Annotated in this window: 23 protein-coding genes and 1 tRNA gene; 6 read left to right on the forward strand and 18 right to left on the reverse strand. The window is 64.0% G+C overall.

What is annotated here, in order from left to right; genetic code table 11:
* Positions 1-47: 47 nt before the first annotated feature.
* A tRNA-Arg gene (locus QFZ41_RS11340) sits at positions 48-124 on the forward strand.
* Positions 125-215: 91 nt separating this feature from the next.
* Here QFZ41_RS11340 and QFZ41_RS11345 read toward each other — a convergent pair.
* The 8 genes from QFZ41_RS11345 to QFZ41_RS11380 form a co-directional block, all read right to left on the reverse strand.
* Positions 216-413 carry a hypothetical protein gene (locus QFZ41_RS11345; RefSeq protein WP_429198873.1) on the reverse strand — a complete coding sequence of 66 codons (198 nt, stop codon included), beginning with the start codon at positions 411-413 and terminating at the stop codon, positions 216-218.
* Positions 414-468: 55 nt separating this feature from the next.
* The gene (locus QFZ41_RS11350; protein WP_429198874.1) at positions 469-894 is read right to left on the reverse strand and encodes a hypothetical protein; all 426 of its coding nucleotides are present in this window, start codon (positions 892-894) and stop codon (positions 469-471) included.
* A gap of 2 nt (positions 895-896) precedes the next feature.
* A complete protein-coding gene (locus tag QFZ41_RS11355) occupies positions 897-1,628 on the reverse strand; it encodes an RHS repeat-associated core domain-containing protein (protein ID WP_429198875.1) in 732 nt (243 codons plus the stop codon).
* Positions 1,629-1,905: 277 nt separating this feature from the next.
* Entirely contained in the window at positions 1,906-2,340 is a 435-nt protein-coding gene (locus QFZ41_RS11360; protein WP_429198876.1) for a hypothetical protein, read from the reverse strand.
* 444 nt (positions 2,341-2,784) lie between these two features.
* Positions 2,785-3,860, reverse strand: a protein-coding gene (locus QFZ41_RS11365) for an IS3 family transposase (RefSeq protein ID WP_429198855.1) whose coding sequence is annotated in 2 segments (ribosomal slippage) — positions 2,785-3,602 and positions 3,602-3,860 — 1,077 coding nt in all. Because the reading frame shifts where the segments join, the coding sequence is not laid out codon by codon here.
* 44 nt (positions 3,861-3,904) lie between these two features.
* A complete protein-coding gene (locus tag QFZ41_RS11370) occupies positions 3,905-5,494 on the reverse strand; it encodes an RHS repeat-associated core domain-containing protein (protein ID WP_429198877.1) in 1,590 nt (529 codons plus the stop codon).
* Positions 5,428-5,751: a hypothetical protein gene (locus QFZ41_RS11375; RefSeq protein WP_429198878.1), complete on the reverse strand. Its 324-nt coding sequence runs from the start codon at positions 5,749-5,751 to the stop codon at positions 5,428-5,430. The genes QFZ41_RS11370 and QFZ41_RS11375 overlap by 67 nt, the downstream gene beginning before the upstream one ends.
* 365 nt (positions 5,752-6,116) lie before the next feature.
* Entirely contained in the window at positions 6,117-6,533 is a 417-nt protein-coding gene (locus QFZ41_RS11380) for an organic hydroperoxide resistance protein (protein WP_429198879.1), read from the reverse strand.
* Between the two features lie 279 nt (positions 6,534-6,812).
* Between QFZ41_RS11380 and QFZ41_RS11385 the strand changes: the two genes are divergently transcribed.
* The 4 genes from QFZ41_RS11385 (at position 6,813) to QFZ41_RS11400 (ending at position 10,278) form a co-directional block, all read left to right on the forward strand.
* On the forward strand, positions 6,813-7,358 hold the full coding sequence (locus QFZ41_RS11385; protein ID WP_429198880.1) for a thioredoxin family protein: 546 nt from the start codon (positions 6,813-6,815) through the stop codon (positions 7,356-7,358).
* Between the two features lie 45 nt (positions 7,359-7,403).
* A complete protein-coding gene (locus QFZ41_RS11390) occupies positions 7,404-8,144 on the forward strand; it encodes a response regulator (RefSeq protein ID WP_429198881.1) in 741 nt (246 codons plus the stop codon).
* Positions 8,145-8,188: 44 nt separating this feature from the next.
* Positions 8,189-9,469 carry a sensor histidine kinase gene (locus tag QFZ41_RS11395; RefSeq protein ID WP_429198882.1) on the forward strand — a complete coding sequence of 427 codons (1,281 nt, stop codon included), beginning with the start codon at positions 8,189-8,191 and terminating at the stop codon, positions 9,467-9,469.
* 116 nt (positions 9,470-9,585) lie between these two features.
* Positions 9,586-10,278, forward strand: a complete 693-nt coding sequence (locus QFZ41_RS11400; protein ID WP_429198883.1) for a dienelactone hydrolase family protein — start codon at positions 9,586-9,588, stop codon at positions 10,276-10,278.
* 25 nt (positions 10,279-10,303) lie between these two features.
* Here QFZ41_RS11400 and QFZ41_RS11405 read toward each other — a convergent pair whose 3' ends face one another.
* The 3 genes from QFZ41_RS11405 to QFZ41_RS11415 form a co-directional block, all read right to left on the reverse strand.
* Entirely contained in the window at positions 10,304-11,335 is a 1,032-nt protein-coding gene (locus QFZ41_RS11405) for a D-cysteine desulfhydrase family protein (protein ID WP_429198884.1), read from the reverse strand.
* 122 nt (positions 11,336-11,457) lie between these two features.
* Complete coding sequence (locus QFZ41_RS11410; protein ID WP_167028689.1) at positions 11,458-11,631, reverse strand: DUF1328 domain-containing protein; 174 nt, start codon at positions 11,629-11,631, stop codon at positions 11,458-11,460.
* A gap of 37 nt (positions 11,632-11,668) precedes the next feature.
* Positions 11,669-11,878, reverse strand: coding sequence for a CsbD family protein (locus QFZ41_RS11415; protein ID WP_429198885.1), 210 nt, complete (start codon positions 11,876-11,878; stop codon positions 11,669-11,671).
* 210 nt (positions 11,879-12,088) lie between these two features.
* Between QFZ41_RS11415 and QFZ41_RS11420 the strand changes: the two genes are divergently transcribed.
* Complete coding sequence (locus QFZ41_RS11420) at positions 12,089-12,865, forward strand: isocitrate lyase/PEP mutase family protein (protein ID WP_429198886.1); 777 nt, start codon at positions 12,089-12,091, stop codon at positions 12,863-12,865.
* 200 nt (positions 12,866-13,065) lie between these two features.
* On the opposite strand, the gene QFZ41_RS11425 is transcribed toward QFZ41_RS11420, so the two are convergent.
* The 7 genes from QFZ41_RS11425 to QFZ41_RS11455 form a co-directional block, all read right to left on the reverse strand.
* Complete coding sequence (locus QFZ41_RS11425) at positions 13,066-13,650, reverse strand: hypothetical protein (protein WP_429198887.1); 585 nt, start codon at positions 13,648-13,650, stop codon at positions 13,066-13,068.
* 132 nt (positions 13,651-13,782) lie between these two features.
* Positions 13,783-14,610, reverse strand: a complete 828-nt coding sequence (gene queF / locus QFZ41_RS11430; protein ID WP_429198888.1) for an NADPH-dependent 7-cyano-7-deazaguanine reductase QueF — start codon at positions 14,608-14,610, stop codon at positions 13,783-13,785.
* Positions 14,611-14,653: 43 nt separating this feature from the next.
* Positions 14,654-15,646 (reverse strand): aldo/keto reductase, encoded by a 993-nt coding sequence (locus QFZ41_RS11435; protein WP_429198889.1) that lies wholly within the window; start codon positions 15,644-15,646, stop codon positions 14,654-14,656.
* Positions 15,643-16,095 carry a MerR family transcriptional regulator gene (locus QFZ41_RS11440; protein WP_429198890.1) on the reverse strand — a complete coding sequence of 151 codons (453 nt, stop codon included), beginning with the start codon at positions 16,093-16,095 and terminating at the stop codon, positions 15,643-15,645. The genes QFZ41_RS11435 and QFZ41_RS11440 overlap by 4 nt, the downstream gene beginning before the upstream one ends.
* Before the next feature lie 28 nt (positions 16,096-16,123).
* Complete coding sequence (locus QFZ41_RS11445; RefSeq protein WP_429198891.1) at positions 16,124-16,525, reverse strand: acyl-CoA thioesterase; 402 nt, start codon at positions 16,523-16,525, stop codon at positions 16,124-16,126.
* Positions 16,526-16,672: 147 nt separating this feature from the next.
* Positions 16,673-17,701, reverse strand: coding sequence for a ribonucleotide-diphosphate reductase subunit beta (locus tag QFZ41_RS11450; protein WP_429198892.1), 1,029 nt, complete (start codon positions 17,699-17,701; stop codon positions 16,673-16,675).
* A gap of 36 nt (positions 17,702-17,737) precedes the next feature.
* On the reverse strand, positions 17,738-20,254 hold the full coding sequence (locus tag QFZ41_RS11455; RefSeq protein ID WP_429198893.1) for a ribonucleoside-diphosphate reductase subunit alpha: 2,517 nt from the start codon (positions 20,252-20,254) through the stop codon (positions 17,738-17,740).
* Positions 20,255-20,325 lie beyond the last annotated feature (71 nt).

Raw genomic sequence — 20,325 nt, forward strand, 5'->3', positions numbered from 1 at the left:
GCTAGGCCGCCCGGTCCATTCCCGCTACAATGCCGGTCCGCTGTTACGCGCCTGTAGCTCAGCCGGATAGAGTAGTGGCTTCCGAAGCCATTGGTCGGGGGTTCGAATCCCTCCAGGCGCGCCATTCTTTGCCCTTAAGCCTTCCGAAGCGGGGTGGCTACTAGTGTCGCTAACGCTCAAGCTCGACACTTGACCCTTAAAGGCAACAATCCCCTTTAAGACGCATAACGATCGCTTCTCGGCTTGAACCGCAGCTTGCGGGGAGCCAGGATTCGCCCAGACGTTATGGTCACCAAGTTCTGGTCGATGTATGCGTCGACTGCGCCCGACACCAGCAACAAAGTCGCCGGGCTGTGGACAAGTGCAACTTCCGTTTCAGCGACAACGTCGGCATCGCCGGTGGCATAGCTCATCAGCTTCTTTCCTGGGACGTGACATCAGTGGCCTCAACCGGCTTACGCAGCCTTGCTAGCTAACCAAGAAGTCCTTCACCCGTCGGTTCAGGAAAAAATAAGCGCTCAAAGCTGCAACTTGCAAAGCCACGAAGAGAAGATCAAAGAAATAGTCATCACGAGAGTAACTCACGCCGTTGATCAGCTCGATAAAGTAGCCTGCAATGTAGAGCCCAACGACGCTTAATATGTAGGTCAGTCGACCAAGCCGTCGTGCTTTAAGTAGCAAGATTCCCGCGCTGAAGAAAAGGCAAACAGCTACAGTGAATACTAGCCCGCTGCCGTTGGTCCACCAGTCCTCTAATCCCACCCTCCTCTGACCGACAACGGCACCGCCTGGGACCACCGTCGCAGCTATAAGCAGCGCTGACATCAGCGAGAACAGTGTTAGGACCTTGAGAGGCCCTGGCATTTTTCGAAAGTTAGCGACAAGGTCATTCATGTCTAGTGGCCTACAACCTCAATGCCTGTCGACCATCCAATCCCAAAAGCTTTCGGCGAGGTCCGATTGAGGGTTAGCGAGTCGGCCGGGCCACCTTCCTCGTACCTTTTGCCCGAGCTGTCCAGGTTCAAGCCGACTGAGTTTTGAATCGGATTCCAGGATGCCGGGCCAATAGTGATTCCGGCTTGGTTGAAAATTCCGAGCGTTGAGCCATGAGTGCAGTCCTTACCGTCCGCGCCGGGTCGTTTGCCGGCAGGATCGAGCGATCCACCAATGGATGCGCCTACGCCAAGGTGACCGCCATAGAACCATTCGCCGGACGTGGGGTCACGGCCAAACTGGATACCGCCGCCAAACCCAAGATAAGCCTCGAATGAGAAAGACCACAAGCCCAATGGGTCGATGAGCGCCAGCGGGTTGCCTTCGACATATCCATAGGTGCTCGGTCCGGCAGCAAGGCCGACCGGATCGCTCTCAAGATACCGCCCCGTTGCCGCATCGAAGCTGCGATTGAGATTGTATTTCAGTCCGGCTTCCCCGTCCGCGTACTGGCGTGGCAGTCGTAGGTTGAGCACATAGCCCGTGTTTGAAACTGGCCGGTTCTCGCCAAACGGATTGGTCGCATACGGCCAGGTCCAGACAGCAGCACCGGCCGACGAGGGCGACACCCTCGGCACCGGACTGACGAGTATCACGCCTTGCTGCACGAATCGGTGACAGGTCGTCGTACTCACGATACGTGAAAGGCGAGAAAACTCACATCCAGTGTGTTGCCGTGACGGCCACCGCCACGCACATGATACAAGTGAGAAAAGCCATCCAAACCCTGCGCCGCAAGGAAAGCCCTTCCGCACCCAGGCCCGGCATCAGCATTGCATTGAATGGATCGCTCAAAGGAGCCTGCTTTCTCCCGCTCTGTCACGAACGTTGATGCGCATGAGCTTTACAGCACCGGTGGCAGCCCAGAAGAAGCTGGCGAAACCGAGAAGCGTGCTGATCAGGAAAAGTGCTTTAAACATTTGGAGTAACGGCGGAGTTGTGACGGGTGCCACGCCATTTCGGCAGGGCCCAACCGATGGCAAAAGCAAATAGCAGCGCTGCACCAACGTCGAGCATCAAATAGAGTGACCATCGCACCATCTCGGTTGGCCCTGAGTCGGTCGAAGCCACAACAAAGGCACCGCCAGTGGCAACGGCGGCGAAGGCGAGTACCCACCCCACTGTTGATGCATACGATTTCTTCCGAACCAGCAACGACAGCGCGGCAACGTTCTCGACAAAAACGAACGATTCGAGAAAAGGCATGATCTTGAAGGCCATGCCTTCAGGATCAAGAACAGGAACGCTGCCGACCGACTGCGAACAGGTAAAAACGGCAACGCATCCTGCCGCCGTCGCTGCCGAAGCAGCCACCGCACCCCAAAACAGTTTCCCTGTCCGGTTCATTGATCTTCTCCGTTGCCTCAATGCCCGAAAATTGTGCCGAGTCTCGGCCCGGTCAAGGTCGCAGAATACGAGGTTCCCGAAAAACCGCCAACACCAATGCCCGGAGACGCCTTGAGACCTCGTGACAGACCATAAGACACTTGACCGCAGGGATTCTTCGTCGCCGAACCGCCACCGCCGAGAAGAAACGCCGCATCGCCTTCGAGGTAGGGGGATGAGCTTATGCCGGTAGTAAGCGGATCCGTCTGGGAGGCACCCGCATTCGGACCAGCACCGAAGAAGTATCCGTGACTGGTATCACCCTCGGAAACATTGAACTGCGCTTGGTTGAAGCCCCGAGAGTTCCATCCATCAATAGTGAAGCCGGCCTGGAAGTTGATGGAGAATCCAGTGAACGGACGACGTCCCCCCGCCTTCAGTAGCGGTCCGATTTTGAGTCCGGGATTAATGTAACTGTTTCGCGTAAGCAGCGGGAGTCAGTCCGCCGAGTGCTTTCTTCGGTCGCTCCTCGTTGTATTCCCGTCGCCAGTTTTCGATCTCGGTTCGGGCATGCAGAAGGCTGGGAAACCAATGTTCGTTGAGGCATTCATCGCGAAGCCTTCCGTTGAACGACTCGATGTAGGCATTCTGGTTCGGCTTGCCAGGCTCGATCAGTCGCAGCTGCACGCCGCGTTCGTGCGCCCATGCGACCATGGCCTTGCCGCAGAACTCTTTTCCGTTGTCGCTGCGAATGATTTTCGGCAGCCCCCGAGTGACGGCCAGGCGATCCATGACACGCGTTACGCCGATACCTGAGATCGCCCGCTCAATCTCGATGGCGACAGCCTCATGCGTGGCGTCATCGACGATCGTCAGGCATTTCAAGACGCGCCCTTCGGCGGTGCGATCGAAGACAAAATCGATGGACCAAACTTCGTTCGCGGCCGCGGGCCGGAGCAGTGGCTGCCTTTCGGCCGGAGGTACCTTTTTCCTTTTGCGCCGACGCACCTGCAGGTTCGCCTCCTGGTACAGGCGCTCAACTCGCTTGTAATTGACCATCTGTCCGGTCTGGCGGAGCTTGAGGTAGATCATGCCGACGCCGTAGCGTTTATGGCGATTCGCCAGCGCGCAGATCATCTCGCGCAGCTCGACATTGGGGTCGGGCCGCGGTTCGTATCGGTAAGCGCTTGCGCTCATGCCGGCGATCGCCAGCGACCGGCGTTCACTCAGTTCCTTGCCGATCAGATAGCGCACCAGCTCGCGCCGGTCCGGTGCGCTCACCATTTTTTTCGCAGAGCTTCCCTGATGACCTCATTTTCCAGAAGCTGCTCGGCCAGCAGCTTTTTAAGGCGTCCGTTCTCCGACTCCAGGTCCTTCAGCCGCTTGGCCTCGGGCACGCTCATGCCGCCGAACTTGCTTCGCCACAGGTAGTACGAGGCCTCGCTGAAGCCGTGTTTGCGGCACAGATCCTTGATCGGCATGCCGGCCTCGGCTTCACGCAGGAAACCAATGATCTGCTCTTCGGAAAAACGCTTCTTCACGTCCAATCTCCTTCTGGTGGGGGATTGAACTCGAAACCGGGGCGCTACTCAAATCTGGGGGGACGTCGCGGAGTGATGACGGTCAGGTTCAGCCCGAATGCGTACTGCCAGGCAAGGCCGAGAGGATCGATGTAGCTCAACGGGTTGCCGCCCACATATCCATAGGTGCTCGGTCCGGCAGCAAGGCCGACCGGATCGCTCTCAAGATACCGCCCCGTCGCCGCATCGAAGCTGCGATTGAGATTGTATTTCAGTCCGGCTTCCCCGTCCGCGTACTGGCCTGGCAGCCGTAGGTTCAGCACATAGCCCGTGCTTGAAACCGGCCGGTTCTCGCCAAACGGATTGGTCGCATACGGCCAGGTCCAGACAACAGCACCGGTCGACGACGTCACCGCGCGAGGCGAGCCGAGGCCGTCCGCCGTAATGAAGCCGAGGGAAGCACCATCAGCCACGGCCAGCGGGATGTCGGCAACGGCGATGTAGTCGCGCCGCGTCGAGCCCGATGCCTCGGAGACCAGTTGGCTCGCCTGGTCGTACACAAAACGCGTAGTCGTCGAGCCATGGCTCTTGGACACCCGCTCGTTCATGGCGTTGTACACGTAGGTGCCAACGGTCGCGCCATTTTGTGTAATCGCCGTCATCCGATTCCGGCCGTTGTATCCGTAGCCCCACACTGTGCCCGCCGCCGAGTTGCCTGTCGTGTTGCCATTGGCGTCATACGTGCGGGTGGCCGTGCCCATATTGGTCAGCCAGTGCGTGCCAGCCTTGTACTTGTACGTCCCCGTGTAGGCCCCCGGCGCCGTCTTGCTCAGGCGGTCCCCGGTGGGGTTGTACGTGTAGGCCTCGACTGCCGTACCGGTCGCGTTCCTGACGGAAGTCAGCCGGTAGAGCGGGTCGTAGAGGTAGCTCGCCGTGCCGCCACCCGACTCGCTCACCCCCGTGATGTTGCCCATCTCGTCGAGCGAGAAATGGAGCTCGAGAGCCGGGGAGACGATGTCGGTGACTCGGTAGTTGCTGTCGTAGGTGCGGGTGACCGTCTGCCCGTTGCCGAGGGTGTAGGCCTGCATGGGACCAAACGGCAACCAGGTGATGTTCGAGGCAATTGTTTGCGCCGCGCCTGATACCGGCGTCACCGTCACACCGGTGACCTGCCCGAGGCTGTTTCGGATGTAAGCCACCACGGCGCCGCCAGGCCGGGTCTCGCTCTGGACACGGTCAGCAGGGGTGTAGACGTAGTGCATGGTGTCGGTCACCGTGCCTTGCGTCTGGCGCTTGTCTGTCACGTTGCCCCGGGCGTCGTAGCAGTAGCTCGTGGTCACCCCGTTTTCGACGACCCGGGTCAGGTGGCCCACGGGTGACGAGGCAGCACACCCGGTCACCGTGTTGGCCTCGTCGTAGAAGTAGGCCACGTTGAGGCTGGCATCGGCATAGGTCGCCGAGGTCATCCGGTTCAGGGCATCGTACCCATACGTCGTGACGATTCCCTTCGCATCGGTCTTCGTGATGCGGTTGCCTGCCGCATCGACCGTGAACAGCGTCGTTCCCGTATCCGGACTGTGGATGCCGGTCAGATCCCCCAACCCATTGTGATCGTAGACCGTATTGAGACCCGACGGGTCGCTGATACCAGCCACGTGTCGCTTGCGTCGTACTGGGAAACCGTCTGGGCGTTGGCTGTCGCCGTGTTCGTTCCGTTGTAGTCGTTGATGGTGCTGACCAGACGGCCGAGCGCATCGTATCCCTGCTTCTGCTGCACGCCCTTGGCATCCCGCGCGTGCACCGGCTTGCCTTCTGCGTCATAGCCGTCGGTGGTGTCAAACGACAGCACGGTGCGGTTCAAGGCATCCGTGACCGTCAACAACTGGCTCAGGCTATTGAACGAGCGCGACACCGTTCGGCGGACCGCACCCGAGGCATCGAAGGTCTCTTCCTTGGTCCGGTTGCCTGCCGCGTCCAGGGTGTAGTGGATGCGGTTCCCGGCCCCGTCCGTGATGTCGGTCAGGCGACTGGCGTCATCGAAGGTGTAGTGGTGGTCCGCGATCCGTCAAGTTAGGGCGAGCGAGAGAGGCGATGCATCGCATCTGTGAGAGCGGTGAGAGCCTCTATCATTCGACGCTAGGCCTCCCTCGCTAGCAGGACGATCGAGGACTCGCGGACCAGTCCGCTTCCCACCAGGCTCCGGCGACTCGGCAGGTCTTAATAGCTGTCGCATCGGCACCGGTGATGTTCCCCGGCGTCGATCTGCCGCGCGTGCAGTCACGCGAGATGAATCTCCACGTCGATGTTCCCTCGCGTCGCCTTCGAGTACGGACAGGTGCGATGGGCGGACTGGATCAGGTCGTGCGCGACGTCCGGGTCGATGCCGGGGAGGCTGACCGTGAGGCGTGCCTGCAGGAAATAGCCGCCGTCGCCGGTGCCGAGATCGATCTCGGCGTCGACCGCCGTATCCTTCGGCAGGGTAATCTTCCGTTCGCGGGCGGCGAGGCCCATGGCGCCGATGAAACAGGCCGACCAGCCCGCGCCGAGCAACTGCTCCGGGTTGCTGCCCGTGCCCGGGCCGCCGGGTGAGGAGAGCTTCACGTTGAGGCGGCCGTCGGAGCTGCGCGACTCGCCGTCGCGGCCGCCGGTGGTGTGGGTCTTGCCAGTGTAAAGGACGTTCTCGATCTGGGCCATGGTCGTGGTCTCCGTTGTGGGTGGTCATAGGAAACCGCGAGGGCGTATCCGGGCTGTGTCCCGATGGCGGCGAAAGTGCATCGAACCGTGTCGCTGCAGCGGCTCGACACATTCGGATACAAAGCGCGCGCGCCTTGGTCTTGGGCGGCCCGTCCCCGGCTTGTACATGCCGATACAAAAAGGCGGGGCGAGGGACACGTGCGGGATAAACGGCGGGCGCCCAATAAGACCATGCCCGGTACCTCTGCCGGGTCCCGTCGCCACCACGAGGAATTCCCCATGCGCCCCATTCGCCTCGCCCTCGCCACCCTGGCTATCGGTGCCGCCCTCGTCGCGGCATGGCCGGGTAACTGGTCCTCCACCGCGCTCGCCCAGGACTCCGCCGCCAAGGCCCCCGCGCCGGATTTCGCCGGTATCGATCGCTGGTTCAATTCACAGCCACTATCCATCGCCGGGTTGCGCGGCAAGGTGGTCCTGGTCGAGTTCTGGACGCATGAATGCATCAACTGCCTGCATGTGTTGCCGCATACCAAGGCGCTTTACGACAAATACGCCAAGGATGGGCTCGTGGTAGTCGGTGTGCATACGCCGGAGTACGACGAGGAGCGTGATCCCGCCAACGTGAAGGCAGCGATCGCCCGCTATGGCATCACCTGGCCGGTCGCTATGGATAACGGCTACCAGACATGGAACGCTTACGGAAATCGCTTCTGGCCGGCGTTGTACCTGATCGACCGCGACGGCCGGGTGGTCTACAGCCATTTCGGTGAGGGAAACTACGAGGAAACCGAAGCCCGCGTCCGCCAGCTCCTGAACAAGGCATGATGTAACCGGCCTCGCGCGCCACACGTCATCGAGAGAATTTCGCGCATGGAACATATCGATCACATCCTCGTCGTCGACGACGACCACGGCATCCGCACGGGCGTCGTCGACTACCTGCGCAAGAACGGATTGCGCGCGACGGCGGCCGCGGATGGCCGCGAGATGATGGCGCAGCTGGATACCTCGGCCTTCGACCTCATCGTGCTCGACATCATGATGCCGGGCGACGATGGCCTGGTGCTGTGCCGCAACCTGCGCAGCGGCAAGCACCGGGCGGTGCCGATCCTCCTGCTCACGGCGCGTGACGACGAGACGGACCGCATCATCGGGCTGGAAATGGGTGCCGACGATTACGTGGTGAAGCCGTTCTCGCCACGCGAATTGCTGGCACGCATCAAGGCGGTGATCCGGCGCACGAGGATGTTGCCGCCGAACCTGCGCATCACCGAGTCCAGCGAGACCATTTCATTCGGCCGCTGGCGCCTCGACACGACGGCGCGACACCTGCTGGACGAGGATGGCACCGTGGTCTCGTTGAGTGGCGCCGAGTTCCGCTTGCTTCGCGTGCTGCTCGACCATCCGCAGCGCGTGCTGTCGCGCGACCAGTTGTTGAACCTCACGCAGGGCCGTGACGCGGAGTTGTTCGATCGCTCCATCGACCTCATGGTGAGCCGCCTTCGCCAGCGCCTGAAGGATGATGCGAAGGAGCAGGCGTACATCAAGACCGTGCGCAGCGAAGGCTATGTGTTCTGCATGCCCGTGACCGTGCATGGAGACGTATCATGAAGGCCGGTGGAGGCTCGCGCGCGCCACGCTGGTGGCCACGAAGCATGGCTTCCCGTATTTACATCATCATCTTCGCGGGCCTGTTGCTCGCCCAGGGGTTGTCGTTCGGATTCATGTTCTACGAGCGTTACCAGAGCGCCACGACCGTCATGCTCAATACCCTGGAGCACGATGTCGGCACCTCGGTGGCGGTGCTCGACCGCGTGCCTGCGGCCGAGCGTCCGCAATGGCTGCCGCGCCTGCAAAGGGACAACTATCGCTTCATCCTCGGACCGGGTGAGGAAGGCACGCCGCTGGCGACGGAACGCTCGCGCGACGTGACCGCCCGGATCGCTAAGGAGGTGGGACCGGCCTTCCAGGTCCGTGGCGCCACGACCTCGATGGCGCCGGAGCGCTACCAGGTGCGCCTCACCCTGCATGACGGCTCGCCGTTGACGCTCGAGGTCACGCCACACGGCGTTCCCGTGGCCCACTGGCTGCCCTTCGTGCTCATCCTACAGGTGGTGGTGTTGCTGGCCTGTGCCTGGATCGCGGTGCGCCAGGCGACGCGTCCACTGGCGCGGTTGGCGCGTGCGGCGGAAGGCCTGACACCCGCCGTGGACAATCCGCGTCTCGCGGAAGACGGGCCGACGGAGGTCGCGCACGCGGCAGTGGCGTTCAACGCCATGCAGGACAGGATCGGGCGCTACCTTAAGGAGCGCCTGCACATCCTCGCCTCGATTTCGCACGACTTGCAGACACCGATCACGCGGATGCGCCTGCGCGCCGAATCGCTCGGTGACAGCGCCGCGCGCGACCGGATACTCGACGACCTGCGCGAGATGGAGCACCTGGTTCGCGAGGGCGTGGCCTATGCGCGAAGCGCGCATGGCGGCGAAGAGGCACCGGTGCGCATCGATCCAGGCGCTTTCCTCGAAAGCCTCGTCTTCGACTATCAGGATTCGGGCCAGCCGGTGACGCTGGCGGGAAGTATCCACGGCGTCTGCGTGGCACGTCCCCGGGCGTTGCGGCGCGTCCTCGGCAATCTCCTCGACAACGCCATCAAGTACGGCGGCTCGGCCGAGGTCGGCGTATCGGCGGATGCCCGCGAAGGCCTTTGCATCACCGTATCGGATCGCGGGCCGGGCATTCCCGAGGACGAACTGGAGGAAGTGCTGCAACCGTTCTACCGGCTCGAAGCCTCGCGCAATCGTGACACGGGTGGCGCCGGGCTCGGTCTGGCCATCGCGACCCAGCTCATGCGTTCCATCGGTGGCAACCTGACCCTCGCCAACCGCGAGGGCGGCGGGCTGGTCGCGACGGTGGTGTTGCCTGACGCCCGGTAGCCGGCGGAGTCGCGCGAGGCCGGTGAGGTCACTTCTGTCTAAGACGCCCGTCGGAGCGCTTGCTAACGTGCTGCCACTGGCGCGCCGCGCCCGGCAATCCTGATGGAGCAACGCCCGTGTCCCACCTCACTGTGAAAACGCCGGACGGTACGTTCGAGGCCTACATCGCCATGCCGGCCGCCACGCCCGCTCCCGTCGTCGTGGTGGTCCAGGAAATATTCGGTGTCACCGAAGGCATCCGGGCGATTGCCGATGGCCTGGCTCGCGACGGATTCATCGCCGTGGCGCCCGACCTGTTCTGGCGCTTCGAGCCGGGCATCCTGCTGTCGGAGCATAGCGAAGCCGACTGGAAGACCGCGCTGGGCTATTACATGAAATTCGACCTCGACAAGGCCACGGATGACATCGAAGCGACGATTGCGGCCGCGCGGGCGTTGCCCGAAGCGGCCGGCAAGGCGGGTGTGATCGGTTTCTGTCTCGGTGGGCTGCTGTCGTTCCTCACCGCGGCTCGCGGCAAGGTCGACGCGGCCGTGGAATATTACGGTGGTCGCACGGAGGAGTTCGTCGAGCGTGGCGCGAACATGGCCACGCCGTTGTTGATGCACCTGGCGGGCGACGACGAATACATGACCAAGGAAGCGCAAGCGAAGATCAAACAGGTGCTGGAAAGCCGTCCCAATGTGGAGATCCACGTCTACGCTGGCAGGAACCATGCCTTCGCCCGTCCCCAGGGTGATCACTACGACGCGGCGGACGCGGAGAAGGCAAACGCCCGCACCCACGCCTTCCTGAAGCAACACCTCACCTGAAGGCTCCCACCACAGCAAGAAGGTGCTAGCCGGCCAGGTCTGCCCGGTAGGCGAAGAGACCGGGCACGCCGCCCGTGGCGATGAAAAGCACCGTCTCGCCATCACGCACGAGTCCTTCGCGCAGGTCGTGCAGCAAGCCGGCGAAGGCCTTTCCGGAGTACACCGGATCGAGCAGTACCCCTTCGTGGTTCGCCATGAGCCGCACCGCTTCCTTCATGCCTTCGGTCGCCACGCCATAGCCGCCACCCAGGTGCGCGTCGTCGACCGCGACGTCGTCGTCGTGCAGCACCACATCCGACTCGAGCAGGCGTAGCGCTTCCCTCGCCAGGCCGAGCGTGCCCTGTCGTGCGGCATCGCCCTGTTTGAGTACCGCGTAGCCCTTCACCCGATCCGGCCGACGTCCCATCGCCGCGAAACCCGCGACGAGCCCGGCCTGCGTCCCGGCGCTTCCGTTCGGTACGACGAGACGATCGAAACGCAGGTCCATCGCACCCTCCTGGTCGACTATCTCGCGTGCGCAGCGTGCGTAGCCGAGCGCGCCAACGGGCGTGGACCCTCCCGTCGGGATCACGAGCACCGCATGGCCTTCCGACCGCAGTTCAGCCGCGCGCGTTTCCGCGACGGCGAGGGCGTCGGTGCCATGGGGCAGGAAGGTGGTGTGTGCTCCGAACAGGTCGTTCAACAACACGTTGCCGTTCTTCTCGTAGTCGGCGTCGCTCTTCGGGACGAGCCGTGCGAGGAACAGTTCGCAGGCGAGCCCGCATTTCGCGGCGGCGGCCGCGGCAAGGCGCGCGTGGTTGGACTGCAGGCCGCCCACGCTGACGATCGTGTCCACGCCGGCCGCGCGTGCTTGTCCGAGGTGGTATTCGAGTTTTCGCAACTTGTTGCCGCCGCCACCGAGCGGCATGAGGTCGTCACGTTTTGCATAAAGCCGGATGCGCCGTGCGGGCAGGTCGAGGGCTTCCTCGATGCGTACCAGCCGCTGGATGGGCGTCGCATCGTCGAGCAGCGTGACGCGGGGGATCGTATCGAGGATGGATAGCGTGGCAGTCGCCATGACCGGTCTCCTGGGGAGAGACGATCATAGGCCGGCGCCGGCCCGGGTGCACCGCGGCGTGGAACGAAAACGCCCCGGCCTTTCGACCGGGGCGTGTCTTCGTGCTGCCGGGATTGCTCTCGCTATACCCTCGGCCCGCGGCGCAGGCCCCCGAACAGCAGCGAAAGGATGAACAGGATCAGGAAGACCACGAAAAGGATCTTCGCGATGCTGGCGGCGCCCGCGGCGATGCCGGTGAATCCGAACACGGCGGCGATCAGCGCGATGACGAAGAAAATGACGGCCCAATGAAGCATGGCTTGTCTCCTCTGGCGAGTAGGGAATGGGAAGGGCTCAGTGCTGGCGATCGATGCGGTCGCGGAAATCCTTCACCTGCCGCTCCGCTTCATCCCTCGCCACGCCATAGCGTTCCTGGACCTTGCCCGCGAGGTATTCGCTATTGCCTTCGGCGACCTTCAGGTCATCGTCGGTCAGCTTGCCCCACTGTTCCTTCATCTTGCCGCTCAACTGCTTCCACTTGCCCTTGAGGGTGTCTTCGTTCATGGCGGTTCCTCGATCGGTCATGCCCGCGCGGCGCTCGTCGCCGTGCCAGGGCGGGTGCCATTCGAGCATCGCGGTGTTGAAGCCGGTGTCTGTGAGGGGTGAGGTGGCGTCTCACCGGGCCTTGGCGCGCCGTACACGGCGAAAAGGCGTTGCGGTCGAGGCCCGGGTGGCGGATCGTGTCGTCACTTTCTTCGCAGGGACCTTCCACCCATGAATGCCCAGATCCTCCGTGACCTCCATGCCGGCGAACGCTTGCTGGTCCTCGCCAACGCCTGGGACGGCGCCAGCGCCGCCATCGTGCAGCATGCCGGGGCGCCCGCCGTCGCCACCACCAGCGCCGGTGTCGCGTGGTCCTGCGGCTGGGCCGATGGGGACCGCCTGCCCGTGGAGGAAATGCTTGCCGCCATACGACGCATCGCGAGGGTGGTGAATGTTCCGCTGACCGTGGACATCGAGGAAGGGTGCTCCGACGATCCCGGGCAGGTGGCCGATTTCGTCTCGTCACTCGTCGACGTGGGCGTCGCGGGCATCAACATCGAGGATGGCGTCAAGGCGCCCGATTCGCTGGCCGCGAAGATTCGCGCGATCCGCGCGCACCTCGGCGGGCGCGACCTCTTCATCAACGCACGGACGGACGTGTACCTGCGTGGCATGGCATCCGGGGATGCCGCCGTCGAGGAAACGCTCCGGCGTGGGAGCCTCTATCGGGAGGCGGGTGCCGACGGCATGTTCGTGCCGGGTATCGCGGCGCTCGATGAAATCCGCCGCGTGGCGGCGGCGCTCCGGCCGATGCCGTTGAACGTGATGCTGGTGCCAGGCTTGCCATCGCGAGAGAAATTGTTCGCCGCCGGTGCGCGGCGGCTCAGCGCGGGCATCGCGCTGTCGCTGGAATCCTATGCGACGGCAGGCCGGATGGCTGCCGAGTTCCTGGGGACCGAGCCGAAGGACCTCGGCTACGGCACGTTGAACACGCTGCTGGCTGGCTAGATTCACAGATGGGAAGCCGACCTGGTGGGAGCCGACGACCTGGTGGGAGCCGACCCTGTCGGCGATCCCGCGGCGGCGGGCCAGGTTTTAGCAAGCACCCATCGCCGACAGGGTCGGCTCCCACCAGAGCGGCTCCCACCAGAAACGAGAAAGGGCGCGACCGTGGTCGCGCCCTTTCTCGTTAGCAAGGTCTGGAAGGCTTACTTCTTCTTGACCTCGAACGCCTCGTTGCCTACGGCCTGGCCGTTGAGCGAGACGGTGACCTTGTACTTGCCTTCCGGCCATTCGTTCGGATTCTGGATCTTGAACGTGGTGACCGCCGGGCCGTCGGTGCTGATCGACTGGCTGATGTCGCTGACCGTGGTGGTCGTGTCGCCGTCCTGGTAGGTCCACTTCGCGTTGAGCGTGGCGCCGGCGGTGGTGCCCTCGGTGGCGACGGAGGCGTAGATGGTCTTGTCGGTCGGGGCGAAGGTGGTCTTGGCCTTGGCGACCTTCTTGTCGGCGCCCACGGCGCTGCCCAGGGTGACCGAACCGACCTTCAGCGACTCGCTGGCGGCCACGGGAGCGGCCGGGGCGGCAGCGGGCTGGGCAGCGGGCGCGGCAGCGGCGGTGGTCGCGGGGGCCGGCGCGGCGGGGGCCGGCGCGGTGGCGGTCGCGGCCGGCGCCGTCGTGGCGGCGGCCGGGGCGGTGTTCTGCTGCTCTTCCTTCTTGCCGCAGGCGGTGAGGACCAGCAGGCCGGCGATGGTGGCCGTGCAGAGGGCGGACGAGCGGAAGGAAAGCTTCATGTCTGGATTCCGGGAGTGGCTTGTCAGGTTCGAAACGAAAGGGGCGTCAGGGTGGATCCCCTTGGCCGCCGCAGGGTACAGGCTACACAACTAAAGGCAAGACCAATGAAGAACGCATGAATGCGCCATTCATCATTGGCGCGCACCGCGTGGGTTCGCGGGCACGGCGGCCGGGTCGGTGCTGCGGAATGGGTTGATGTCCAGGCCGCCGCGGCGGGTGTAGCGCGCATAGACCGAAAGCTCGCGAGGCGCGCAGCGCGCCTGGATGTCCATGAAGATGCGCTCCACGCATTGCTCGTGGAATTCCGTGTGGCTGCGGAAGGAAACCAGGTAACGCAGCAGGCCCGCACGGTCGACCGGCGCGCCGGTGTAAGCGATCTGCACGCTGCCCCAGTCCGGTTGCCCGGTCACCGGGCAGTTCGAACGCAGCAGGTGCGACACCAGCACTTCGCGCGCATCGCCATCGTGCACGGCGAGGAAGTCCGGGCGCGGCGGACCGTAGCTGTCGAAATCCAGTTCCTGCGTGTCCAGCAGGATGCCTTCCGGCTCGCCGAGCGGGGTGCCATCGAGGTCGTTCGGCGCACGCAACACCACGTCCACGGGGCCGCCAGACGCGGCCGACAGGTCGCGGACCAGCGTGGCGCGCAGCTGCGCCTCATCGGCCATGCGTTCCTGGGCGAAGCTGTTCAGGTAGAGCTTGAACGACTTCGATTCGACGATGTTCGGCGTGGTGGCCGGGAAGCGGAACTCCGCCACGGCCACGACCGGCTTGCCGCGTGCATCCAGCCAGGAGAGTTCATAACCGTTCCAGACGTCGACGCCATGGAAAGGGAGGGCGCCGGCGGATATGCCGATCTCGTCGCGCTTGCCCTGGCGTGGAATCGGGAAGAGCAGGCTGGCGTCGTAGCGGTCCGCGTAGACGGTGGCCTTGCCCAGCGGTGAGTGATCGGGGGACGACATGGCGGTTTGCTGCTGGCACAAACCGCCATTATAAGCCAAGCACTTAGGCGTTGATGGAGCCCATCATGCTGGGGGTGTAACGGTCGCCCACGGCCGAGTCCGGCGGAAACACCGCGTCGATCTCGGCCACCTCGGCCGGACTGAGTTTCACCTCCACCGCGCCGGCGTTTTCCTCCAGGTACTTCACCCGCTTCGTGCCCGGGATCGGCACGATGTCGTCGCCCTTGGCGATCACCCAGGCGAGGGCGAGCTGGCCGGGGGTGCAGCCCCTGTCGGCGGCGAACGTCTTCACCTTCTCCACGATCGCCAGGTTCTTTGCGAAGTTCTCGCCGGTGAAGCGCGGATTGACGCGACGGTAGTCGTCCTCGGCGAAGTCTTCCGGCCGGGTGATGGCGCCGGTGAGGAAGCCGCGCCCGAGCGGGCTGTAGGCCACCAGCGCGATCCCGTTCTCGCGGCAGGCGGCAAGCGTGCCGGTGGTTTCCGGATCGCGCGTCCACAGCGAGTATTCGCTCTGAAGGGCGGTGATCGGATGCACTTTCGCCGCCTTGCGGATCGACTCGGCGGATGCCTCGGACAGGCCGAGATGGCGCACCTTGCCTTCCTTCACGAGGTCGGCCATCGCACCGACGGTCTCCTCGATCGGCACCGTGCGGTCCACGCGGTGCTGGTAGTAGAGGTCGATGTAGTCGGTTTTCAGCCGGCGAAGGCTGCCTTCGACCGACTGGCGGACGTAATCCGGGTGGCCGCTGATGCCGCGTTTCATCGGGTCGTTCGGATCGCGGACGATACCGAACTTGGTGGCCAGGAATACCTTGTCGCGACGACCGGCGAGGGTACGGCCGAGCAGTTCCTCGTTGGTATGCGGGCCGTACGCGTCGGAGGTATCCCAGAAGGTGATGCCCAGTTCCAGCGCGCGTTCCAGCGTGGCGACCGATTCCTTCTCGTCGCTGGCGCCGTAGAACTCGCTCATGCCCATGCAGCCGAGGCCGAGGATCGAGACCTCGGGACCGTGCGTGCCTAGTTTGCGGGTGATCATGCGTGTTTCCTTCGTTTCGAGGGGACGTTCGCCGTCGCCGCCGGTGTCACGGGCGGTTCGGCGGGCAGGGGGATGGGTTCATCGGGATAGATCGAGCGGTACAGGGCGATCTTCTCGTCCAGCCGCACGATCGTCTCGGTCAGTTCGGTGAGCTGGCTGCGCAGGTAGGCGGCGTGCCGGGCGAGCAGGTCGCCGCGCAGGCGGATGCTTTCGGGGGTTTCGCCCAGGCGGCGTAAACGCACGTATTCCTGGATGTCGCGCATCGACATGCCGGTGCCGCGCAGGCGCAGCACGAAGTCGATGAGGCGCATCTCGGCGTCGCCGTAGACACGCTGTCCGCCGCGCCTCGGCACCGGGTCGATCAGGCCGATCTGCTCGTAGTAGCGCAGTGTATGGGTGGTCAGGCCGGTGGCGAGGGCGGCCTCGGCGATGGTCTTCGAATGGGGCATTCGAAGAGCGTACGCCTTCGAGTGCGCTCTAAGTCAACAGGGGCGAGGGCAGCGGCTGCACCGGGGTGGGCTTATGGTCGCCGTCGAGCGCGATCATGGTGAAGGTCCCACGGGTGCACAGTTCACGCGCGCCGGAGATGAGGTCCTCGGTGTACATCGCCACGTCGATCTTCATTGAGGTGCGGCCCACCGACACGACGGTGGCGATGAGTTCCACCATCTGGCCCTTGCGCACGGGCACGTGGAAGTCGACCTGCTCGGAACGTGCGGTAACCACGATCTGCCGCGAGTAACGCGAGGCGGCGAGGAAGGCGGCCTTGTCCATCCACGCCAGCGCCTGGCCGCCGAAGAGCGTGCCGAGGTGGTTGGTGTGGTCGGGGAAGACGATCTCGAGGACGCGGGCCTCGGTGGGGCGGTCGATGGGGGGCATGTTGGGGCTGTGTCTTCAGGGGTGGGGGAGACCATCCTATCGCTGGGCCGGAGAAGAGCATCGCGGACAGGGTCCGCTCCCACCGGAGCGTCGGTGCGGTGCTCTGGTGGGAGCCGACCCTGTCGGCGATGCTTCTGACAGGTGCGACTAGAACGACTGGTCGAACGCCACCTCGCCCTGCACGCCCACCTGGTACGATGAAACGCGCCGTTCGAAGAAGTTCGTCAGTTCCTGCACGTCCTGCAGGTCCATGAAGTCGAACGGGTTCTTCGCGCCGTACTTCTTCGGCATGTCGAGCTGCACCAGGCGCTGGTCGGCGCAGTACTCCAGGTACTGGCGCATGTCGTTCACGGAGAGTCCGGCCACGCCACCGGAGAGCACGTCCGCCGCGAACTGCGTTTCGCAGGCGATGGCGTCTTCCAGCATCGCCTCCACCTGCTGGCGCATGTCGTCGTCGAACAGGTCGGGCTCCTGCTCGCGCACGGTACGCACCACCTCGAAGGCGAAGGCCATGTGCCCGGACTCGTCGCGGAACACCCAGTTGGTGCCCGAGGCCAGGCCATGCAGCAGGCCGCGCGAACGCAGGTAGTACACGTAGGCGAAGGCGGCGAAGAAGAACAGGCCTTCGATGCACGCGGCGAAGCAGATCAGGTTGAGCAGGAACTGGCGGCGGTGTTCGCGCGTCTCCAGGCGGTTGATGTCCTGGATGGAGTCGATCCACTTGAAACAGAACTCGCCCTTCTGCCGGATCGAGGGAATGCTCTCGATCGCGGCGAAGGCCTTGTTCCGTTCCGATGGCTCGGGGATGTAGGTGTCCAACAGGGTGAGGTAGAACTGCACGTGCAGCGCTTCCTCGTACAGCTGGCGCGAGAGGAACATCCGCGCCTCGGGCGAGTTCACGTGCTGGTAGAGATTCAGCACGAGGTTGTTCGACACGATCGTGTCGCCCGTGGCGAAGAACGCGACGAGGCGATGGATCAGGTGGCGATCCGCGTCGGACATTTTCGCCTTGAGGTCGGTCACGTCGAGCGAGAAATCCACTTCCTCCACCGTCCACGTATTGCGGATGGCGGCGCGATACATCTCGTAGAACTGCGGATACTTCATCGGCCGCAGTGTCAATTCGAAACCGGGATCGAGGATGTGGGTATCGCGGGTGATCGGTGAAGCGGACATCGGGTACCTCGGAAAATGTGAGTAGCTTCTTTCTTTTTACTGGCAGGCTTCGCAGTACTCGGGGTTCTCGAGCGAGCAGAACACCGCGGCCTCGGCCTGCTCCTGCGCATCGGCGACCGGCGCGGAAGGCGTGGGCAGGGAGGCCGCCGACGAACTCACCGTGGTCTTCGCGATGCGCGTCGCGGGACGCGAGCGCAGGTAGTACGTCGTCTTGATGCCCGACTTCCACGCGTACATGTACATCGAGGAAAGCTGCCCGATGTTCGGGTTTTCCATGAACAGGTTCAGCGACTGGCTCTGGTCGATATAGGCGCCGCGGGCGGCGGCGAGATCGATCAGGGCCTTCTGCGGCAGTTCCCAGGTGGTGCGATACACCGCGCGCAGTTCCGCGGGGATGGCCGCGATACCCTGTACCGACCCTTCCGCCAGCTTGATCTGGTCGCGGATATCGGCGGTCCACAGCCCCAGCGTCTTCAACTCGTCGACGAGGTAGCGATTCACCACGAGGAAGTCGCCCGACAGCGTCTCGCGCTTGAACAGGTTCGACACCTGCGGCTCGATGCATTCGTAGCAGCCGGCGATCGACGCGATCGTCGCGGTGGGCGCGATGGCGATCAGCAGCGAGTTACGCAGGCCCTTGGCCTTGATCTTCTCGCGCAGTTCGGCCCAGCGGCCGTCCTTGCCGGCCGGCGTGGCGGCCGGCCAATAGTCGAACTGCAACTCGCCGTTGGCCGCGCGGCTTTCCTCGAACCCGGGATGCGGGCCGTCGCGTTCGGCGATCTCGTTGGACATGGACAACGCGTGGAAATAGATCTCCTCCGCGATGCGCGTGGACAACGCGCGTGCCTCGTCTGAATCGAACGGCAGGCGCAGCTTGAAGAAGACGTCCTGCAGGCCCATCACGCCCAGGCCGACCGGACGCCACTTCACGTTCGCCGTCTTCGCCGAGGCGATCGGGTAGAAGTTGAGATCGATCACGCGGTTCAGCTGGCGCACGGCCGTGCGCACGGTGGTCGACAGCTTCTCGTAGTCGAACTGGCCGTCCACCACGTGGCGGGCGAGGTTGATCGAGCCGAGGTTGCACACCGCCGTCTCGCCTTCCGAGGTCACTTCGAGGATCTCGGTGCAGAGGTTCGACAGGTGGATGACGTTCTCGGGACGCGCGGTCTGGTTGCTGGTCGCGTTCGAGCGATCCTTGAAGGTCATCCAGCCGTTACCGGTCTGCGCCAGCGAGCGCAGCATGCGCGCGTAGAGTTCGCGCGCCTTGATCGTCTTCACCGCCAGGCCATCGGCTTCGGCTTTCTCATAGGCGGCGTCGAAGGTGGCGCCCCAGGTATCGACGAAATGCGGGACGATCTTCGGGTCGAACAGCGACCAGTCGCCGTCCGTCTCCACGCGGCGCATGAAGAGGTCCGGTACCCAGTTGGCGAGGTTGAGGTTGTGCGTGCGGCGGGCGTCGTCGCCGGTGTTCTCGCGCAGTTCGAGGAACTCCTCGATGTCGGCGTGCCACGATTCCAGGTATACGCAGGCGGCGCCCTTGCGCTTGCCGCCCTGGTTGACGGCGGCCACGGAAGCGTCGAGCGTCTTCAGCCACGGCACGAGGCCGTTGGAATGGCCGTTGGTCCCCTTGATCAAGGAGCCGCGCGAGCGGATGCGCGAATAGGCGAGGCCGATGCCACCGGCGAACTTCGACAACTGGGCGACATCACCGTACTTGGCGTAGATGGATTCCAAGGCGTCCTGCGGCGAATCGAGCAGGAAGCACGACGACAGCTGTTCATGGGCCGTGCCGGCGTTGAACAGGGTGGGCGAGCTGGCCAGGTATTCCAGCGACGAGAGCATGCGGTACAACTCCAGCGTCTCGGCCACGTCGTTGCCGCCGAGCGCGCAGGCGATCCGCATGAAGAAGTACTGCGGCGTCTCGATGACGAAGCGCTTGGTCGGATGGCGCAGCAGGTAACGGTCATAGACCGTGCGCAGGCCGAAGTATTCGAAGCGGCGCGAGGCCGTGGTATCGATCGCGTCGTTGAGCTTGCGCGCGTTCACCTGCACGAAATCGCGCAGGCGTTCGTTGAGGATACCGAGGTCGAAACCGGTGGAGATCGACTGCGAGAACGACTGGATGTCCTGGTCGGACACCTCCTTGTCGATGAAGGCGGCGAGCAGGCGCGCGGCCAGCTGGCCGTACTCCGGTTCCTCGGCGGTGAGCGCCGCGGCGGTGCGGATCGACAGCTGGTCGAGTTCCTGGGTGGTCGCGCCGTCGTAGAGGCCGCCGATCGTCTTCAGCGCCACGCGCATCGGATCGACGGCGTACAGGCCATCGGCGCTGCGGGTCACCGCGCGCACGATCTTGTTCACGTCGACGACTTCCTGGCCACCGTTGCGCTTGGTCACGCGCATCTGGCCGGGGTTGTGCGGCGGGGTGAGGGCGAAGGCGGGTGGCGCGTCGTTGCGGTAGCCGGCGGCGGGCGCCTTGCCGGCGGTCGGAGAAGGAATGGCGGCCGGGTCGGCCGTCTCGGTGCGCTCGCGCGCTGCGGAATCCATCGTGGTCATGTGTGGCGTGCCCCAAGGCCTGGTTCAAACTCCCGTTCCCTCGGACGGGGCTCGAAGTGGCCAGGCAATGC

Origin of the sequence: Luteibacter sp. W1I16 (assembly GCF_050434905.1) — a bacterium.
GTDB lineage: Bacteria > Pseudomonadota > Gammaproteobacteria > Xanthomonadales > Rhodanobacteraceae > Luteibacter.

Bases quoted from the DNA above. Each gene is read 5' to 3' on its own strand.
- QFZ41_RS11345 (WP_429198873.1), bottom strand. From the start codon at position 413: ATGAGCTATGCCACCGGCGATGCCGACGTTGTCGCTGAAACGGAAGTT.
- QFZ41_RS11350 (WP_429198874.1), bottom strand. From the start codon at position 894: ATGAATGACCTTGTCGCTAACTTTCGAAAAATGCCAGGGCCTCTCAAG.
- QFZ41_RS11360 (WP_429198876.1), bottom strand. From the start codon at position 2,340: ATGAACCGGACAGGGAAACTGTTTTGGGGTGCGGTGGCTGCTTCGGCA.
- QFZ41_RS11380 (WP_429198879.1), bottom strand. From the start codon at position 6,533: ATGGCCCAGATCGAGAACGTCCTTTACACTGGCAAGACCCACACCACC.
- QFZ41_RS11385 (WP_429198880.1), top strand. From the start codon at position 6,813: ATGCGCCCCATTCGCCTCGCCCTCGCCACCCTGGCTATCGGTGCCGCC.
- QFZ41_RS11390 (WP_429198881.1), top strand. From the start codon at position 7,404: ATGGAACATATCGATCACATCCTCGTCGTCGACGACGACCACGGCATC.
- QFZ41_RS11395 (WP_429198882.1), top strand. From the start codon at position 8,189: ATGGCTTCCCGTATTTACATCATCATCTTCGCGGGCCTGTTGCTCGCC.
- QFZ41_RS11405 (WP_429198884.1), bottom strand. From the start codon at position 11,335: ATGGCGACTGCCACGCTATCCATCCTCGATACGATCCCCCGCGTCACG.
- QFZ41_RS11410 (WP_167028689.1), bottom strand. From the start codon at position 11,631: ATGCTTCATTGGGCCGTCATTTTCTTCGTCATCGCGCTGATCGCCGCC.
- QFZ41_RS11415 (WP_429198885.1), bottom strand. From the start codon at position 11,878: ATGAACGAAGACACCCTCAAGGGCAAGTGGAAGCAGTTGAGCGGCAAG.
- QFZ41_RS11420 (WP_429198886.1), top strand. From the start codon at position 12,089: ATGAATGCCCAGATCCTCCGTGACCTCCATGCCGGCGAACGCTTGCTG.
- QFZ41_RS11425 (WP_429198887.1), bottom strand. From the start codon at position 13,650: ATGAAGCTTTCCTTCCGCTCGTCCGCCCTCTGCACGGCCACCATCGCC.
- queF (WP_429198888.1), bottom strand. From the start codon at position 14,610: ATGTCGTCCCCCGATCACTCACCGCTGGGCAAGGCCACCGTCTACGCG.
- QFZ41_RS11435 (WP_429198889.1), bottom strand. From the start codon at position 15,646: ATGATCACCCGCAAACTAGGCACGCACGGTCCCGAGGTCTCGATCCTC.
- QFZ41_RS11440 (WP_429198890.1), bottom strand. From the start codon at position 16,095: ATGCCCCATTCGAAGACCATCGCCGAGGCCGCCCTCGCCACCGGCCTG.
- QFZ41_RS11445 (WP_429198891.1), bottom strand. From the start codon at position 16,525: ATGCCCCCCATCGACCGCCCCACCGAGGCCCGCGTCCTCGAGATCGTC.
- QFZ41_RS11450 (WP_429198892.1), bottom strand. From the start codon at position 17,701: ATGTCCGCTTCACCGATCACCCGCGATACCCACATCCTCGATCCCGGT.
- QFZ41_RS11455 (WP_429198893.1), bottom strand. From the start codon at position 20,254: ATGACCACGATGGATTCCGCAGCGCGCGAGCGCACCGAGACGGCCGAC.